16 protein-coding genes are annotated in these 18,433 nt (G+C 40.6%); 14 read left to right on the forward strand and 2 right to left on the reverse strand.

The window, feature by feature from the left end; all coding sequences use genetic code 11:
• Positions 1-132: 132 nt before the first annotated feature.
• From H5715_RS02765 to H5715_RS02775, 3 genes are all read left to right on the forward strand, one after another.
• On the forward strand, positions 133-750 hold the full coding sequence (locus tag H5715_RS02765; protein ID WP_075184542.1) for a hypothetical protein: 618 nt from the start codon (positions 133-135) through the stop codon (positions 748-750).
• 134 nt (positions 751-884) lie between these two features.
• Positions 885-1,406: a hypothetical protein gene (locus tag H5715_RS02770; protein ID WP_075184543.1), complete on the forward strand. Its 522-nt coding sequence runs from the start codon at positions 885-887 to the stop codon at positions 1,404-1,406.
• Positions 1,407-2,829: 1,423 nt separating this feature from the next.
• Positions 2,830-3,267, forward strand: coding sequence for a lysozyme inhibitor LprI family protein (locus H5715_RS02775; protein ID WP_139309887.1), 438 nt, complete (start codon positions 2,830-2,832; stop codon positions 3,265-3,267).
• Between the two features lie 1,753 nt (positions 3,268-5,020).
• Here the strand turns inward: H5715_RS02775 and H5715_RS02780 are convergent.
• Both H5715_RS02780 and H5715_RS02785 read right to left on the reverse strand, forming a co-directional pair.
• The gene (locus H5715_RS02780) at positions 5,021-5,323 is read right to left on the reverse strand and encodes a type II toxin-antitoxin system RelE/ParE family toxin (protein WP_045856568.1); all 303 of its coding nucleotides are present in this window, start codon (positions 5,321-5,323) and stop codon (positions 5,021-5,023) included.
• Complete coding sequence (locus H5715_RS02785; protein WP_045859830.1) at positions 5,320-5,562, reverse strand: type II toxin-antitoxin system ParD family antitoxin; 243 nt, start codon at positions 5,560-5,562, stop codon at positions 5,320-5,322. The genes H5715_RS02780 and H5715_RS02785 overlap by 4 nt, the downstream gene beginning before the upstream one ends.
• A gap of 577 nt (positions 5,563-6,139) precedes the next feature.
• Here H5715_RS02785 and H5715_RS02790 point away from each other — a divergent pair.
• The 11 genes from H5715_RS02790 (at position 6,140) to H5715_RS02840 (ending at position 18,259) form a co-directional block, all read left to right on the forward strand.
• A complete protein-coding gene (locus H5715_RS02790) occupies positions 6,140-6,601 on the forward strand; it encodes a hypothetical protein (RefSeq protein ID WP_139309907.1) in 462 nt (153 codons plus the stop codon).
• 95 nt (positions 6,602-6,696) lie between these two features.
• Entirely contained in the window at positions 6,697-7,119 is a 423-nt protein-coding gene (locus H5715_RS02795) for a lipocalin family protein (protein WP_185906528.1), read from the forward strand.
• Between the two features lie 724 nt (positions 7,120-7,843).
• Positions 7,844-8,782, forward strand: coding sequence for a GapS4a family protein (gene gapS4a, locus H5715_RS02800; RefSeq protein WP_075187525.1), 939 nt, complete (start codon positions 7,844-7,846; stop codon positions 8,780-8,782).
• A complete protein-coding gene (gene gapS4b, locus H5715_RS02805) occupies positions 8,775-9,896 on the forward strand; it encodes a GapS4b family protein (RefSeq protein WP_075187526.1) in 1,122 nt (373 codons plus the stop codon). The genes gapS4a and gapS4b overlap by 8 nt, the downstream gene beginning before the upstream one ends.
• 3,026 nt (positions 9,897-12,922) lie before the next feature.
• On the forward strand, positions 12,923-13,378 hold the full coding sequence (locus H5715_RS02810; RefSeq protein WP_185906585.1) for a lipocalin family protein: 456 nt from the start codon (positions 12,923-12,925) through the stop codon (positions 13,376-13,378).
• A 548-nt stretch (positions 13,379-13,926) separates the two neighbouring features.
• The gene (locus H5715_RS02815) at positions 13,927-14,205 is read left to right on the forward strand and encodes a hypothetical protein (protein WP_075188179.1); all 279 of its coding nucleotides are present in this window, start codon (positions 13,927-13,929) and stop codon (positions 14,203-14,205) included.
• 162 nt (positions 14,206-14,367) lie between these two features.
• A complete protein-coding gene (locus H5715_RS02820) occupies positions 14,368-14,739 on the forward strand; it encodes a hypothetical protein (RefSeq protein WP_185906586.1) in 372 nt (123 codons plus the stop codon).
• Between the two features lie 631 nt (positions 14,740-15,370).
• Complete coding sequence (locus tag H5715_RS02825) at positions 15,371-15,880, forward strand: type VI secretion system amidase effector protein Tae4 (RefSeq protein ID WP_075186119.1); 510 nt, start codon at positions 15,371-15,373, stop codon at positions 15,878-15,880.
• Positions 15,881-16,195: 315 nt separating this feature from the next.
• Positions 16,196-16,912, forward strand: coding sequence for a L,D-transpeptidase family protein (locus H5715_RS02830; RefSeq protein ID WP_075188144.1), 717 nt, complete (start codon positions 16,196-16,198; stop codon positions 16,910-16,912).
• A 310-nt stretch (positions 16,913-17,222) separates the two neighbouring features.
• Complete coding sequence (locus H5715_RS02835) at positions 17,223-17,702, forward strand: lysozyme (RefSeq protein ID WP_083608246.1); 480 nt, start codon at positions 17,223-17,225, stop codon at positions 17,700-17,702.
• A 95-nt stretch (positions 17,703-17,797) separates the two neighbouring features.
• Complete coding sequence (locus H5715_RS02840) at positions 17,798-18,259, forward strand: lysozyme inhibitor LprI family protein (protein ID WP_075187878.1); 462 nt, start codon at positions 17,798-17,800, stop codon at positions 18,257-18,259.
• The last annotated feature ends 174 nt before the right edge of the window (positions 18,260-18,433 follow it).

An 18,433-nucleotide genomic window follows, 5' to 3' on the forward strand; every position in this document is an offset into this window, starting at 1 on the left:
ACAAGCGTATCATGGCTCAGCCGCAAGCGGCTTGGACTCGCAAAAGCTACGCTTTTACTCGCCCCATATACGAGCGTTATGCGTCTCTGTGAAGTACGAAAAAAAAGTAGGGGTGCGAGGTAAGAAGAGATAATGAGTTTAAAGAATGGAGATTGGGTGACTACTATTGATGGTATTGGCCAGCTAATAAGTCGCCATAAACTGTATGTTGAAGAATTCCAGTTGCAAACACCAACAAATATTGAAAATGGAAAACACAGCAAGTCGTTAGGTGAATTGGACTTAGAAATAGGTGTATATAAATTATTTTGCAGCTTTGAAGGTATACCGAGAAAACGATTCGTTATTGACAGTGGGAATTTGTCTTATATAAGTACTCTGACTGAAAAATATCAAGCGGTCTTGAACAAAGAAAAAGCCTTAGACCAAGAAAGGGTTGAAAAGTTTTCCAAATTCAATTCCAAAAAGGCGAATGGATCTTGGTGCAAGTTTTGGGTACAAGCACCGATAGTTAGTCTTTCTGAAACCGCTGATTTGCTTACATCTGTATTTGAAGCTTTAGATTCAAGATTCACTTTCACTGAAGTATTGGAGCGGTTTGAAGAAAAAGGTATCACGCTAGATTATCAAATAGGTGTAAAGGATCACGGGTTTGTGAGCGTAAACATGTTCAATGAAAACTATGAAACTATCGGTAAGCGCCGAGTGTTTACCAATGTAAATGTGGTGAAACAAAGCGTGAACGCATAACAATCGGCTCCACGCAGACGCCCAAACCTACGTTCTTTTTGTGGGTTGCGCTGCGCTTACTTTACCACAAAAAGCTCTCCGGTTTGGGCGCTGGTGAGCCGGGCGTTATGCACCCAAAATGAGAGAAATTTAGATTGCTGCTAGTAAGCGAGCATAAAGTACACGATATTGAACTTGATCGATTGCGCGAGCTTTTGGAGGTTCTTGACGGCAAGTTATATCAAATTGAAAAGTCTATTTTAAATTCAGCTGATCCAGAGTCCGATGGGCTTTTTGACCGAGGCGAATACCTTATTGGAGTTGGGTTTGTTGCAATTCAGCAGCATTTTATCGACTCCTTAATAGCATTAGATATTAATAAGAAAGAAGCATATTCGCTTGGTTCAAAACACTCTTCAGGGGTATCGTGTGCTGCAGTAATTAACGCAGCCGCTAATTGGTGGAAACACGAAGCAGAATGGTTTAAAAATGGAAGTGTCCCGAAAAATGGTGAGCGTACATTTGAAATAATAATGAATATATCAAATCAATATGAATATGCATTATCTAATGTGCTGGCGTCGTTCTCTGAGTCTAAGGACTTATCGTTAACAAAAAGTGTTATCCCTCATGTTGAAGAATGGACGAAAGCGCTTCTTGTTGAGCCTAAGGGCTGAAAAATGCATAACAAACGGCTCCACGCAGACGTCCAAACCTACGCGGTTTTTGTGGTTCCGCTGCGCGGTACTTTATCACAAAAACCACTCCGGTTTGGCCGCTGGTGAGCCGGGCGTTATGGCGGGTTTAAATAATTTGTAAATCGTTCCAGAATACTGTCCAATTTGAGAACTCGCAGTTTAGTAAGTGCAAACGTCGAGAAAGAACAAATAGTTTCACTCGGTACAAGAATGTAGTGAAGTGGTTACAATAGAAAGTATTGGAACAAGGTGAGTCTAAAACTGTTCGTTCTTTGGCTTACCGTTTGGGATTCCACTGCGAAATAAAAAATGGGTGGTTCGCATCTTCAAGGCTCCATCAAGACAATGCGAATTGTTAGAATAGTAGTTTATACTGGTTGGGTTTTTAATAGGCTAAAGTTCCGCGTTCGCTCCACAAAGAGCGCTGTAGAAAGTAAGTGCCACCCAGCTCATAACAAATCGCTGCACTCGGACGCATATTGCTGCGCTCGTTTTTATGTATGTCGCGGTGCTCCATTTTACATAAAAACGCTCTCCGCAATATGCGCCGGTGAGCTCGGCGTTATAAGCGCTCGTAGTTAGTTGTAAGGTTTTTACGTGTTTCAATTGAGCACTGAGTTTTCTGAGAGTTTTGTGGAGTCACTTTTAGGCTAAAAGGCCGCCTGTCGGCCGCCATAATTTGAGGTTAAGAGTGTTCGTTCTCGGTGCGAGTTATGCCAGCCAAGCTAAATTGTTAAAGAGCAACAATATAGCTTGGCTTAGTAAATAATTTGTTGCTGGTTGTTTGGCTTCGTTTCAACCATCTTTGCGTCGGCTAAGACAAAATATTGAAGTAGGGTCTTTGAGTAAGGTATTGTGGTACTCACTAGGGAGTTCGGTGCGGTTCCGCTTATAACAAATTGCTTAAACATCGTTCCGGCCAAAAAAACGGCCTCCACTGGACGCAGCAAGCTGCGCCGTTTAGCACAACGTTATAAGCGCTCGTAGTTGGTTGTAAGGTTTTTACGTGTTTCAATTGAGCGCAGAGGCCCCTGAGGGTTTCGTGGAACCACTTTTAGGCTAAAAGGCCGCCTGTCGGCCGCCATAGTTTGAGGTTAAGAGTGTTCGTTCTCGGTGCGAGTTATACCAGCCAAACTAAATTGTTAAAGAGCAACAATATAGCTTGGCTTAGTCAATCAGTTTGTTGTTGGTTGTTTGACTCTGTTCCAACCATCTTTGTGTCGGCTAAGTCAAAATATTGAAGAAGGGTCTTTGAGTAAGGTATTGTGGTCCTCACTAGCAGGTTCTGTGCGGTTCCGCTTATAACAAATTACTTAAACATCGTTCCGGCCAAAAAGACGGCCTCCACTGGACGCAGCAAGCTGCGCCGTTTAGCAAAACGTTATGTATCTTAAGGAGTAAAATGAAAAATTTAGCCTTTGTGTTTCTAATGTTTACACTATCATCGGTTTGTTGTGCTGAACCTTATCTGTATGAGGACGGTGCATATAAATTTAAGGCCGAAAATATTGATGAATGTTATGGTCTTGGAACTAGCAGCCCAATTCTAGGAGTTTGTCAAAAATATTTTAGAAATCTGGCAAAAAATAAATTAGATACTAGCTATAACAACCTACTTTCTAAGTTAACTCGCGATAAATCAGAACTTATTGCTGCTCAACTGAAATGGGAGGAGTTTTCAAATTTACAGTGCCAATTTGAAGCAAAAGCATCAGAAGCAAACTCAAAGCCTAGTAAGGTATATTTTGAAATAAATAATATATGCATGGACAATCTTCGTGTAGTTCGAGCTGGCTATCTAGACTCTATAGATACCGGTTGTGCTGGCTGTGTGCAATGATACATAACAAGCATGTCCTGTTGACGTTTTGGCTTTCGTTCCGTTTTGGGGTGGCTTCACCACTTTACCCCAAAACTCCACTACAGCCAAAACGCAACAGACATGGGCGTTATAGCGGTCTTTAGCATTTTATATTTTTAGATGAGCCTCAAGTATCCCTTACCTTACTTCGTAGGGTGCTTGGTTAAGCAGTTGGATCGTAACTCGCGAGATTCGGCATCGCTAACGTAGTTTCTTTATCGTTGGTGGTATTTAACTACGAGTCTTTTCCAGTTTGGATGTTGTTCTGTTGCTCAGCCTTTTTTAGTGGTTGTAGTGTTTAGACGGGCAGTAGCTTGGTATGGCTTGGTCGTTATTGTCGGCGATGGCTTTGTTAGATATATGGGGAAAGTTTGTAGGTATGAACGCTGCCTTGCTATAACAAAGTCATCAAACCTGACACTTTTTACTGCATTCCATGTTGTGCATGCCTGCGGCATAATTGCACAACATTCCATTACATAAAAAGTGCAGTTTATAACAACGTTATAAGCGCTCGTATTTGGTTGAAAAATGTTTACGTGTTTCAATTGAGCGCAGAGGCGCCTGAGGGTTTCGTGGAACCACTTTTAGGCTAAAAGGCAGCCTGTCGGCCGCCATAGTTTGATGTTAAGAGCGTTCGTTCCCGGTGCGAGTTATACCAGCCAAGCTAAATTGTTAAAGAACAACAATATAGTTTGGCTTTGTAAATCAGTTTGTTGGTGGTTATTTGCCTTCGTTCCAACCATCTTTGCGTGGGCTAAGTCCAAATATTGAAGTATGGCATTCGAGTAGGGTATTGTGGTTCTCACTAGACAGTTCGGTGCGGTTCCGTTTATAACAAATTGCTTAAACATCGTTCCGGCCAAAAAGACGGCCTCCACTGGACGCAGCAAGCTGCCCCGTTTAGCAAAACGTTATAAGCGCTCGTAGTTGGTTGTAACGTTTTTACGTGTTTCAATTGAACTCTGAGTTTTTCTGAGAGTTTTGTGGAATAAATTTTAAGCTAAAAGGTAGCCTGTCGGCCGCCATAGTTATAGGTTAAGAGTGTTCGTTCCCGGTGCGGGTAATGCCAGCCAATCTAAATTGTTAAAGAACAACAATATAGATTGGCTTTGTAAATAATTTGTTGGTGGTTATTTGACTTCGTTTCGACCATCTTTGCGTCGGCTAAGTCAAAATATTGAAGTAGCGTCTTTGAGTAAGGTGTTGTGGTAATCACTAGGAAGTTCGGTGCGATTCCGCTTATAACAAATTACTTAAACATCGTTCCGGCCAAAAGACGGCCTCCACTGGACGCAGCAAGCTGCGCCGTTTAGCAAAACGTTATAAGCGCTCGTAGTTGGTTGTAAAGTTTTTACGTTTTTCAATTGAGCAACGAGCTTTCTGAGAGTTTTGTGTAATCACTTTTAAGCTAAAGGGCCGCCTGTCGGCCGCCAAAGTTTGAGGCTAAGAGTGTTCGTTCTCGGTGCGAGTTATACCAGCCAATCTAAATTGTTAAAGAACAACAATATAGTTTGGCTTAGTCAATCAGTTTGTTGCTGATTGTTTGACTTCGTTCCAACCATCTTTGCGTGGGCTAAGTCAAAATATTGAAGAATGGTCTTTGAGTAAGGTATTGTGGTAATCACTAGAAAGTTCGGTACGGTTCTGCTTATAACAAATTACTTAAACATCGTTCCGGCCAAAAGACGGCCTCCACTGGACGCAGCAAGCTGCGCCGTTTAGCAAAACGTTATGAGCCGCCAAATTTTGAGAGTACGTCCATGTTTTTGTGGAGAATACGAATAATTTGAATGCTGCCTTGGGTCGCTATGCGATAAAAAATTATATGGCTACCCTGAGGAAATCTTTGGTAATTTTCTTTTATATGGTTACAGTTATTCCCTATTTCGGGGGTATTAGAAAGCACATGAAATGTATCATCAAATTGCTTAATGTAAATGTAGCGTTGCTCTCGTCCCCAGCGCTTTTCAGTAAATTTAGCTATGGATTTCAAATCAGTTTTAGCACGTCGTGTTAAAGTAAATGCGCTCATATATGACTTTCAGCATCAAGTTCACTCATGAGGCTGTCATAGCTATAGTCAGCTGTACCGCTTTCTTCTCCGTCAGCCAGCATTTGGCGCAATACATCAAGTTTGCTCTCCTTATCTTCAAGCACCCTCAAACCTGCACGTATAACCTCGCTTGCAGAGCCATAGCGGCCACTTTGAATTTGATGAGAAATAAAGCCGTCAAAGTGTTCGCCTAACGTCATACTTGTGTTTTTAGCCATGATTCACCTCCGAGATACCAATATATACCTAATTATGGTATAAAAGTCATAACAAGTCAAAGCACGCGGACGTGGCAAAGCTGTCACCTTTTGTGCAAAAACATGCACAAAAGCCGCCAACTTCACCACGCCAGTGTTTGAGGCGTTATAGCGGTCATTAGTATTTTACATTTTTAGGTGAGTCTCAAGTATCCCTTACCTTACTTCGTAGGGGCTTGGTTAAGCAGTTGGATCGTAAATTGCGAGATTCTACATCGCTAACGTAGTTTCTTTATCGTTGGTGGTATTTAACTACGAGTCTTTGCCAGTTTGGATGTTGTGCTGTTGCTCGGATTTTGTCGTTGGTGGCAGTGTTTAAAGGGTAATAGAGCGGGGCGGTCTGGTCGTTATTGTCGGCGATGGCTTTGTTAGAGAAGTGGGGAAAGTTTGTAGGTACGAACGCTGCCTTGCTATAACAAAGTCATCAAACCTGACACTTTTTACTCCATTTCATGTTGTGCATGCCTGCGGCATAATCGCACAACATTACATTACGTAAAAAGTGCAGTTTATAACAACGTTAGAATTTGAGGTTTACATGGAAGAGTTGTTGCACATATCCAAGTTTTCTTTGCCAATAATTGCGCTCCTTGGGTTATATATAGCGGGACAGCAATATTTAGTAAATAAAACAAAAATAAGATTAGAGCTCTATGATAGGCGATTTGATATCTATGATTCAATCTTTAGCATTTTCGATAGTATGTTAAATGATGGTAAAGTTAACGAGAAAACCTTTTTTACTTTTGAAAAGTCATGTCACGAAGCTAAGTTTTTATTGCCAAAGAAAATACACAAAGAGGTAAATAAAGCTCATAGTTTAGTCTGCAAGTGGAAACGTTTAAATAGACAACTAGTTGCCTTTGAAATAAAAAACTTAAGTAGTAAAGGTGTTGATGATGTCAAAAATGAAATGATTACAGTGGAAGAAGAAATCGAGTCATTTATAGAGCCTATGACAGCATCTTTTGCAACGGTACTAAAATTTGAACAATTCTAACAAGTTGCTTAAACGGAATAAAAACAGTTGGCCATCGCTTCGCGATTATAGCCAACCATTTTTATCCGCTTAGCAAGGCGTTAGGCGTAAATTTCATGAAATTATTATCCGCTATATTTTTGGTAATCTTTGTTGGTGCATACGCTTCGGCAGAAGAAGAGTTGAATTGTGAATACTTAGTCGGTACTTGGGTTGGTAGTAGTTTTGAGTACAGCATACAATCCCAGAAAACGTTTCAATCCACCTTTAATAAAGATGGAACATTTGAAATGGTATTTAACTTTGCTGATGGCGTTGTAGATGAATCACAGAAAGAGTCTGGGGTGTGGGAGTGTGATGGGAGGTATGTTGTAGAGCATACGCTGATAGTTTCTGAAACTGAAGTTGAGTATGTAGACTTGTATGAATATTTGGAGTTAACAGCGTCTTATAGCAAGTACAGAGCTGTTCTAGCTAATTGTGATGATGTTATTGGGGATTGTAATGGAAAGCTGTATGAGTCAGTAAAAATTCGTTAGCCTAACAAAGCTATCAAATTGACCACCGAAGCTACGCGCCGTTTGGTGTATTTGCTTCGCAAATTATCACACAAAACGTCACTCCACTTCGGTGGCAATTTATAGCGGCGTTATGGCGGGTTTAAATAATTTTTAAATCGTTCTAGAGTTCGTCAAAACTTGAGAGTTCACAGTTTAGTAAGTGCAATCGTCGAGAAAGAACAAATAGTTTCACTCGGCGCAAGAAAGTAGCCAAGTGGTTACAATAGAAAGCATTGGAATAAGGTGAGTGCAAAACCATTCGTTCCTTGGTTCACCGTTTAAGATTTCACTGCGAAATAAAATGGATAGTTCGCATCTTCAAGGCTCCATCAAGAAAATGCGAATTGTTAGAATAGTAGTTTATACTGGTTGGGTTTTTAATAGGCTAAAGTTCCGTGTTCGCTCCACAAAGAGCGCTGTAGAAAGTAAGTGCCACCCAGCTCATAACAAATCGCTGCACTCGGACGCATATTGCTACGCTCGTTTTTATGTATGTCGCGGTGCTCCATTTTACATAAAAACGCTCTCCGCAATATGCGCCGGTGAGCTCGGCGTTAGATGGAGCAGCAGAGTACGATAATTTGACTTAGGGCGACAGCAATTGCCTTACATTGCCTCAATTAACCAATCGTTAATTTTTTTTGCAATATTCGGAGTAAATCTATTCGGATATCGCTACACAGAATAATAAAGGGCTATAGTTATGGGAGAGTGGTCTAAGAAGATCGGAGAGGTGGGAGAAAGTGTAGTTGAGGAGTTCTTTGACTTAATTGGATGGGCTAATTCACAAAGCAATCTTACATTGCCTTGTTTCAGGGGGATTAGGCATGGGAAAGAGGGATCGCCCAAGCAAACTCATGGTATAGATCGTCTTTATTCTTATGAATCACCTTTGGAAGACGGCGTTTTAAATCATCTAGTAACTTCTGTTAAATATACTAGCTCCCCATACCCGAAAACTCCGAATTCTGTATTTAAGGGGCACTTCCTAGACCTAACGAAAACGCTAGAGTGTTTTAAAAAATCAGAATTAAAAACTAGATCCAACAAAGATTTTTCTGGAATTGATGTCGCCAAAAATATTGGGGTGCTATTTTGGTTGTCTCATGAAGTAGAAATGGATGTTGATATCTTGCAAAAAGTATCTGGCTGTAAGGGTTTGGATGAGTATTCTTACGATGCTGTATATGTTGTTGATAACAAAAGAGTTGGCTTTATTTATGACTCTATTCAGTTTGTTAAAAGCGCCTACCCTATAGGTGAGTTCGAGTTTTTTTACCCTTCCACAGGTAAAAATATAAATCCTCTAAATAAAAAATCATCTGGCGAGTTTCTTCCCGTAGAATACATAAATTCAAGCGTTCTTGTTTTTAAAGTAACCGATGAGTCCGAAAAAAAGACACTAATAATATCCTGTATAAATGAGTTTGATAATTCTAGTCTGAGAAGGTTAATTGGATTGGCGCAAGAAATCAGTCAGGATTTGACGGCATCAATTGTCATCCTTTTTCCTGACTACAATAAGCTTCATCATGAAAATTATGTTAGTGATGCCAAGGCGGGGTTTAGAAATAAGTCTTTTACAAATACAATTAAGGTTTCCTCATTCAGGAGCGATTTTCGGGGTTTAGCTGATGAATAAGGAACCGGTTGATATAAGTAGGTTTTTGCCCATCGGTGAAATGCTTAGAGGGCTAATGGAGCAGCCGTTTATCCAGAAGGCAGATCTAAAAACTATATTAAGATCTCGCGGGGTATTTACATGTAATACGGAAAAATCTGACAGTATACCAGTGCTAATGGCAACTATATTGAGTCCTTCAGAATTTGATGTGTTACGCGAATCACAAAATTCAAGAGAAGATAACCCTAAGAGAATTACTCAGGTTGTGGCATGGGATTCTGATGAGACGTTACTTGATTCGCTCCCCGATGATATTGATTTTAAAAAAATTGTAGATATGGAGTTTTCCAGTTGTAAAGTTGATGGCGCTCCCGAGTTTGTTCCTGTCGATGGAAATCCAGACCATTTACGTCTTGAGTTTGATGTTGAACGAACAAATCTTACCAAAAGTTGGGCATCAACAAAAAGTACCTTTCCTGGCTCGCTTGAGCTTAAACGAATCAAAGATAAGGGAGAGGTCAAAGTTGTAGTAACGCATACTGCCAATGAGACCAAGCAGGTCGCTAGCAAAGCAACGTCTAGTCTTGTAAATACGTTTAAAGAAAGCGGTCATATATCTAAAGCTAAAGATATTGAGAGAATTACTTTTGGTAGATTTTCAAATGCTAGTCGAATTGAGTACTTCTTAGAGCTTTCTGTAGAGACAACTTCAAATATATTGTCATTCGAGGAAATTGTCGATTTGGAGCTTTCCCCCGATCAGGAGGCGGAGCTACCAGCCAATATGGATTGGATGTCAAATAGAATTGATGATCTAAAATTAAATGGAAAGTCATTACATGAAACATTTTTTGTAAATGAAAAAAGTAGTCACGAGTACATATTCCTTTATAGGGTCGATGTACGGTATAGCTTTGATATTTCTGGATTAGAAGGGAGTTGCGTCGTGTCGATTAGTTTTCCTGAATACATAAAATCCAAATCGGATAAGTCCGAGTTGGAAATTAGTATCAAAAGTATGTCTTTTGCTGATCGACTTCGTGGAATTACAAAGAATGAAGTAAAGGAGATGTTACTAGATGAGCTCGAAACACAAAAAATCGAAAAATACCGAAATTATATAGTTGATTAGGCGATGAGTTCGGTTCATCTAACAAACACTTACAGGCCGACAGCTGGTACTTCGCGGTTTTTGCGTTACTCGCTATCGCTCAAACAATAACACAAAATCCACTCCATACCAGCTGCGGCTGAAGTGGGCGTTATAAGCGCTCGTAGTTGGTTGTAAGGTTTTTACGTGTTTCAATTGAGCGCTGAGGCCCCTGAGGGTTTCGTGGAACCACTTTTAGGCTAAAAGGCCGCCTGTCGGCCGCCATAGTTTGAGGTTAGGAGTGTTCGTTCTCGGTGCGAGTTATACCAGCCAATCTAAATTGTTAAAGAACAACAATATAGATTGTCTTTGTAAATAATTTGTTGGTGGTTGTTTGACTTCGTTTCAACCATCTTTGCGTGGGCTAGGTCAAAATATTGAAGAAGGGGCTTTGAGTAAGGTATTGTGGTCCTCACTAGCAGGTTCTGTGCGGTTCCGCTTATAACAAATTACTTAAACATCGTTCCGGCCAAAAGACGGCCTCCACTGGACGCAGCAAGCTGCGCCGTTTAGCAAAACGTTATAAGCGCTCGTAGTTGGTTGTAAGGTTTTTACGTGTTTCAATTGAACGCTGAGCTTTACTGAAAGTTTTGTGGGATCACCTTTAAGCTAAAAGGCCGCCTGTCGGCCGCCATAGTTTGAGGTTAGGAGTGTTCGTTCTCGGTGCGAGTTATACCAGCCAATCTAAATTGTTAAAGAACAACAATATAGATTGTCTTTGTAAATAATTTGTTGGTGGTTGTTTGACTTCGTTTCGACAATCTTTGCGTCGGCTAAGTCAACATATTGAAGAAGGCTCTTTGAGTAAGGCATTGTGGTCCTCACTAGAAAGTTCGGTACGGTTCCGCTTATAACAAATTACTTAAACATCGTTCCGGCCAAAAAGACGGCCTCCACTGGACGCAGCAAGCTGCGCCGTTTAGCAAAACGTTATAGCGGTCTTTAGCATTTTACATTTTTAGATGAGTCTCGAGTATCCCTTACCTTACTTCGTAGGGGCTTGCTCAAGCAGTTGGATCGTAAATCGCGAGATTCGGCATCGCTAACGTAGTTTCTTTATCGTTGGTGGTATTTAACTACGAGTCTTTTCCCGTTTGGATGTTGTGCTGTTGCTCAGATTTTGTCGTTGGTGGCAGTGTTTAAAGGGTAATAGGGCGGGGCGGCCTGGTCGTTATTTTCGGCAAAGGCTTTGTTAGAGAAATGGAGACGGTTTGTAGGTGCGAACGCTGCCTTGCTATAACAAAGTCATCAAACCTGACACTTTTTACTCCATTTCATGTTGTGCATGCCTGCGGCATAATTGCACAACATTCCATTACATAAAAAGTGCAGTTTATAACAGCGTTATAGCGGTATTTAGCATTTTACATTTTTAGGTGAGTCTCAAGTATCCCTTACCTTACTTCGTAGGGGCTTGGTCAAGCAGTTGGATCGTAAATTGCGAGATTCGGCATCGCTAACGTAGTTTCTTTATCGTTGGTGGTATTTAACTACGAGTCTTTGCCAGTTTGGATGTTGTGCTGTTGCTCAGCTTTTGTCAGTGGTGGTAGTGTTTAAAGAAAAATAGGGTGGGGCGGCTTGGTGGTTATTGTCGGCGATGGCTTTGTTAGAGAAATGGGGAAAGTTTGTAGGTATGAACGCTGCTTTGCTATAACAAAGTCATCAAACCTGACACTTTTTACTCCATTTCATGTTGTGCATGCCTGCGGCATAATTGCACAACATTCCATTACATAAAAAGTGCAGTTTATAACAACGTTATAGCGGTCTTTTGCCTTTTATATTTTTAGATGAGTCTCGAGTATCCCTTACCTTACTTCGTGGGGTGCTTGGTTAAGCAGTTGGATCGTAAATTACGATATTCGGCATCGCTAACGTAGTTTCTTTATCGTTGGTGGTATTTAACTACGAGTCTTTGCCAGTTTGGATGTTGTGCTGTTGCTCGGCTTTTTTCCGTAGTGGTAGTTTTTAGAGGGAAATGGCGTGCGGCTGCCTGTTCGTTATTGTCGGCAAAGGCTTTGGTAGAGGAATGGGGAAAATTTGTAGGTATGAACGCTGCTTTGCTATAACAAAGTCATCAAACCTGACACTTTTTACTCCATTTCATGTTGTGCATGCCTGCGGCATAATTGCACAACATTCCATTACATAAAAAGTGCAGTTTATAACAACGTTATAAGCGCTCGTATTTGGTTGTAAGGTTTTTTACGTTTTTCAATTGAGTCCTGAGTTTTCTGATAGTTTTGTGGAATCAGTTTTAAGCTAAAAGGCAGCCTGTCGGCCGCCATAGTTTGATGTTAAGAGCGTTCGTTCCCGGTGCGGGTAATGCCAGCCAAACTAAATTGTTAAAGAGCAACAATATAGCTTGTCTTAGTAAACAATTTGTTGGTGGTTGTTTGACTTCGTTTCAACCATCTTTGCGTCGGCTAAGTCAGAATATTGAAGAAGGGTCTTTGAGTAAGGTATTGTGGTCCTCACTAGAAAGTTCGGTACGGTTCCGCTTATAACAAATTACTTAAACATCGTTCCGGCCGAAAAGACGGCCTCCACTGGACGCAGCAAGCTGCGCCGTTTAGCAAAACGTTATAAGCGCTCGTAGTTGGTTGTAAAGTTTTTACGTGTTTCAATTGAACTCTGAGTTTTTCTGAGAGTTTTGTGGAATCACCTTTAAGTTAAAAGGCCGCCTGTCGGTCGCCATAGCTTGAGGTTAAGAGTGTTCGTTCTCGGTGCAAGTTATACCAGCCAAACTAAATTGTTAAAGAACAACAATATAGTTTGGCTTAGTCAATCAGTTTGTTGCTGGTTGTTTGGCTTCGTTTCAACCATCTTTGCGTCGGCTAAGTCAGAATATTGAAGAAGGGTCTTTGAGTAAGGTATTGTGGTCCTCACTAGAAAGTTCGGTACGGTTCCGCTTATAACAAATTGCTTAAACATCGTTCCGGCCAAAAGACGGCCTCCACTGGACGCAGCAAGCTGCGCCGTTTAGCAAAACGTTAGGCGTAAATTTCATGAAATTATTATCCGCTATATTTTTGGTAATCTTTGTTGGTGCATACGCTTCGGCAGAAGAAGAGTTGAATTGTGAATACGCTTCGGCAGAAGAAGAGTTGAATTGTGAATACTTAGTCGGTACTTGGGTTGGTAGTAGTTTTGAGTACAGCATACAATCCCAGAAAACGTTTCAATCCACCTTTAATAAAGATGGAACATTTGAAATGGTATTTAACTTTGCTGATGGCGTTGTAGATGAATCACAGAAAGAGTCTGGGGCGTGGGAGTGTGATGGGAGGTATGTTGTAGAGCATACGCTGATAGTTTCTGAAACTGAAGTTGAGTATGTAGACTTGTATGAATATTTGGAGTTAACAGCGTCTTATAGCAAGTACAGAGCTGTTCTAGCTAATTGTGATGATGTTATTGGGGATTGTAATGGAAAGCTGTATGAGTCAGTAAAAATTCGTTAGCCTAACAAAGCTATCAAATTGACCACCGAAGCTACGCGCCGTTTGGTGTATTTGCTTCGCAAATTATCACACAAAACGTCACTCCACTTCGGTGGCAATTTATAGCGGCGTTATAAGCGCTCGTAGTTGGTTGTAGAGTTTTTACGTTTTTCAATTGAGAAACGAGCTTTCTGAGAGCTTTGTGTAATCACTTTTAAGCTAAAGGGCCGCCTGTCGGCCGCCATAGTTTGAGGTTAAGAGTGTTCGTTATCGGTGCGAGTAATGCCAGCCAAACTAAATTGTTAAAGAACAACAATATAGTTTGGCTTAGTCAATCAGTTTGTTGCTGGTTGTTTGACTTCCTGAGTTCCAACCGTCTTTGCGTGGGCTGAGTCAAAATATTGAAGCAGGGTCTTTGAGTAAGGTATTGTGGTAATCACTAGAAGGTTCGGTACGGTTCCGCTTATAACAAATTACTTAAACATCGTTCCGGCCAAAACACGGCCTCCACTGGACGCAGCAAGCTGCGCCGTTTAGCAAAACGTTATGTGTCACTCAGAATTTAGGATATGAAATTAAAATTAATGTTTATTTTTAGCGTTCTAATCATACTTGGATGTGCCAACACATCTGGTGTGGTTCCATTGGGTGGCGGTTCGTATCTGATATCTCGTTCGGAGAAGGGTTTTGATGTTACTGGCTCGGCGGTGAAGGCGGATGCAATTAAAGAGGCTAACGAATATTGTTCCCTTAAAAATAAAAGTCTTGAATTAATTAAGACTAATCAAAAGGATATGGTGCCATTTAAATCCGATGCCCAGGCTGAAATAGAGTTTAAATGTATTTAGCGCAAACACATAACAAACAGCACCAGGAACAGCCGCGTCGCGGCTTGGACCTTCGTTACAGCGCTTCGCGCTTTCACTCCGGCCCCTGTGCTGGGCGTTAGGCGCCCGCCGAAACGGTGTAAGCGAGCAAATTTGGTTCTGCCATGAACAATTAGGAATCCTATGTGGTATAAACGATTCGGCTTCAAATATCCTAGCTCCAGTTATGCTGGAGGTATGGGGTGTTTTAGTATGATTGCCGTGTATGTTGCATCACTATCTATGGCCTTTTTAATTGCAGTAATTCTGCAAAATGGTTGGTTCTTCTTTACAGTAATCCCTATATCGTTTTTTGGTTTTAATCTTGCGGAAAAATACGCGAGCGACGAAGGGGGTAGGTTGCGGAGAAAACGGTTCAAGCATCATCTTAACCTAGCTCAAGTTCATATATCGACAGGATCTACGGCTAAAGCTCTAGAGTCCCTTCGTAAAGCAAAGATTTACGGTGAGCTACCAACAGAATTACAAGAGTTTGAGCATCGAAACAATGAATAGTAAATCGCCTAACCAAGCTATTAACCAGACGCCCAAAGCTACGCTTGTTTTGCGCATTTCGCTGTGCTCAATTATTGCTCAAAACAAGCTCCACTTTAGGCGCTGTTTATAGCGGCGTTACTTGTCTATTCAAAAAAGTTTGGTGTGTATTTAAGTTTTGGTAGGGTGTTCCTAAATTCGTCAGCCTCCATCAAGTTTAGGTAAGCCACCTTTGGTCGCTTACAACGTGCTTCGTAAGAGGTAGATTTGGTAATCCGGTAAAGCTACGTTGCAGAAAGCGCAACCAAGCTTTACCTAGCAAAGGGAGTTTGCGGCTTATTCCTCGCGTTCGTTCCTTTCTGTTGGTTGCCATAATCACTTGTTGTTTTGGGTCAATTTTATGCCTTCTGTTTTGGCTATCCCACGGTTATAGTTGGGTCTAACCAAAGCTTCAGGCTTTTTAAACAAATAGAGCAGTTGGCGTAACAGCGTAGTTCAAAGCGAGTAGGTGTTTGGTACAAGTAACAAACCAAGCCAGGAGGACTTACTTTGCTGTCGCTTCGCTCTAAAATGCAAAGTAAGCCTCTGCTTGGGGCGTTAGCATACAGGCGCAATGCCAGAAATTATTTCAATCATTAAATGGAGAATATATATGCCGTCGTTCGAGACTCTTTGGAGAAGGTACCCAGATAAGGATAAAATCAAAGCGATATGCACCAACAAGCAAAGGGATAGCAATAAACCATTTAGTGATTACTGTGCAATTATGATGAGTGAATGCTTTATCCGATCAGGTGTCGATTTAAGTCTGTATAAAGGAAATCGATGTTGGTCGCACTCTGGGAAAAAACACGTGTTGCTGGCTGAAGATTTTGCCAATGGACTTAGTAAATTTAACCCTCCTGTATTTAGCAATGTAACAAAAATTCCTCCGGGCTCATTTCAGACGCAGCTTGAAGGAAAGACCGGCGTTATATTTTTCAAGGATTACTGGCAGCGTGGTAAAGAATCCTTCGAAAGGAGAAGTGGAGACCATATTGATTTATGGAATAAAGACAGAATAACCAGCTCCTCTATGTTTGTGAGGGGTGTACTGGAATTCTTTGGTCGGGTAAGTGACTTAAACAAATCTCGTGAAATCTGGTTTTGGGAGGTTAAATAATCGAAAATGAAAATATTTATCCTATACACAATATCAGCCCTAGTGATATTTGTTGTAAATTTCATGATCTACAACATTTCATTTAATATTCAGGCAACGCCTTACCTTTCCGAGGAGCAACGAGTAGATAGTGGAATTTTAATGCTTAAAACCACGATGCCAGCATATCTTATTTTTTCTATTCTAGTAGCTTTATCGTTTTATCTAATCGCCAAATTGACAAACAAAAAACATATGCTAACAAAAAGCTCAAGCGGACGCTGAAAAGCGCGCCGCTTAGCTTGGCGTTAGCACTCTTGGTCCTTCTCACGAAATATGAATAAACTAAAACCAATCATATTCTTGCTTTCTATCTTATTGGGCCTTGAGTCTCTTGCAGTAGAAATCCCAACAAGTGCCCGAGCAGAAAGATCCATAGCAAGCGTAGAGCCAGCGTTGAAGAAGGAGCTATCGAATCTAGGTCTTAAATACGGGGCACCTATATTTATCCGTATCTTCAAAGACCCTGGGGTACTTGAAGTATGGGTTGAGTCCGATGATGGAACCTTCGTAAACTTCAAAAACTATGATATCTGCACCTTTTCAGGCAATCTCGGTCCGAAGCTGAAGCAAGGTGACAACCAAAGCCCTGAGGGCTTCTACTATGTTAATGCAGGCAGGCTAAACCCCTGGAGTAGTTACCACTTATCTTTCAATTTAGGCTACCCCAATAAATACGACCGCTTGCAAGGCCGTACCGGTAGTGCACTGATGGTTCATGGCAGCTGCGTATCCATAGGTTGCTACGCGATGACCGACGCATATATTAATGAAATTTACGCCCTTGGCGTTGCTGCGCTAAAATCTGGGCAACCCTATTTTAGGGTTCATTCATTCCCTTTCAAACTTGAGGGCGTTACCCTATTAAAATACAGCTCAAATCAGTGGCATTCGTTTTGGCTTAACCTCAAAGAGGGTTATGATTACTTCAATAAACATAAACAACCGCCAAACGTTGAGGTATCCAATGGTAAATATGTGTTCGGCGCGTAATCCAGTGCTAACAAGTAAAGCAAGCCGACGCATAAATGCGAGGCTTCTTTAAGCGTTAGTTTTCTCTCTTGAAGCACTTAGGGGAGCTAACTTTCATCAATACTGATAGAAATTCGCACCATAAACTAAGGAAAGTAATAATGAAAAAGATAATAGCATCAGTTGGAAACAAAGGTAAAAATAATATGTTAGACGTTAAAGTGGTGCAAGGCTTACTTAATCAGCACAAATTAATTGGTTTTCAATAGATGGAAAATCAGGACCAAACACGGTTAAGAGAATAGAAGCTTTCCAAAAAAACAATTTAAAAATGATTCGTCCTGATGGCTTAGTTGATGCTAATGGTAAAACCTTCAAATATTTGGTTGCGACTAAAGTTGGGGCTAAATCAGGTGTTTCTATGTTCTTTGGTCAAAAAGGTATGAATCTTTTAAAGTCGATTGAAGAATTGGCAACTACTCCCTACGACGACCAAACAGGCAAAGATATTACAGTATGGGTAGAAGGGGCAACTATCGGTTATGGCCATTTGATCGCTAAATCTAATTGGTCAAAATACAGAGATGGTTTGACAGAGGCTGAAGCTCTTGCATTATTTAAAGCAGATTTAAGCCCTTTTGTTAACACCGTAAAAAACAAAGTTAAGGTTAGTGTTACTCAAAATGAATTTGATGCAATGGTCATACTGGCGTTTAATATAGGCGAAGCTGGTTTCTCTAGTTCATCTGTTTTAAAAATGGTGAATAATCCATTGGCAACAACCGCTTACGCTACACTTGAAAAGGCTTGAAAAGCTTGGGATAAATCTCAAGGCAAAGTCAGTCGAGGCTTAATTAGCAGAAGGCAAGCAGAGTGGAATATATATAATAAAGGAGTTTATGTAAAATGGTAAAAATAAAACAGGGTACCGCTTATAAATATATTATCGGATTTTTGTTGTCAATTGGCTTGGTTGTAGGTGTATACGCAATTGACAACCCTGAAGCACCAGACTTGATTGGTGAGTTTGAAAAACGAGAAATTATTTATTTAACGGCTATTGATCGCCCCCAAAATAGCACTAGAGATTTTTTGGTTTCCTATGATAATTATCTAATCTTTTTAGATGAGGAGTTGAATAAGGCTGCTGATAAACTTAATTCGAAATTACCTGAAGCAAGAAAATTAGAGTTGATGGCTGCACAGCAGCATTGGAGTAAATATCGTGATGCTGAGTTTGAGTTCATTAAAAATACCTGGACTCGCAAAGGTTTTGGTAGTTCTGCAGGAATTTCGCGTGGTGATTATCGAACCAGTATAATCAAAGATCGTGTTATTCAATTATTGCATTATACAAAGAACTTCTAGTTTTGAACATTTGCCTTGTTAGTTTTAATTTATACGTTTCAAAACCTGAGTTATCACATCTGACACTTTTTACTCCATTTCATGTTGTGCATGCCTACGGCATAATCGCACAACATGAAATGGAGTAAAAAGTGTAGTTTATAACAACGTTATAAGCGTTCGTAGTTGGTTGTA

Source organism: Teredinibacter haidensis, assembly GCF_014211975.1.
GTDB lineage: Bacteria > Pseudomonadota > Gammaproteobacteria > Pseudomonadales > Cellvibrionaceae > Teredinibacter > Teredinibacter haidensis.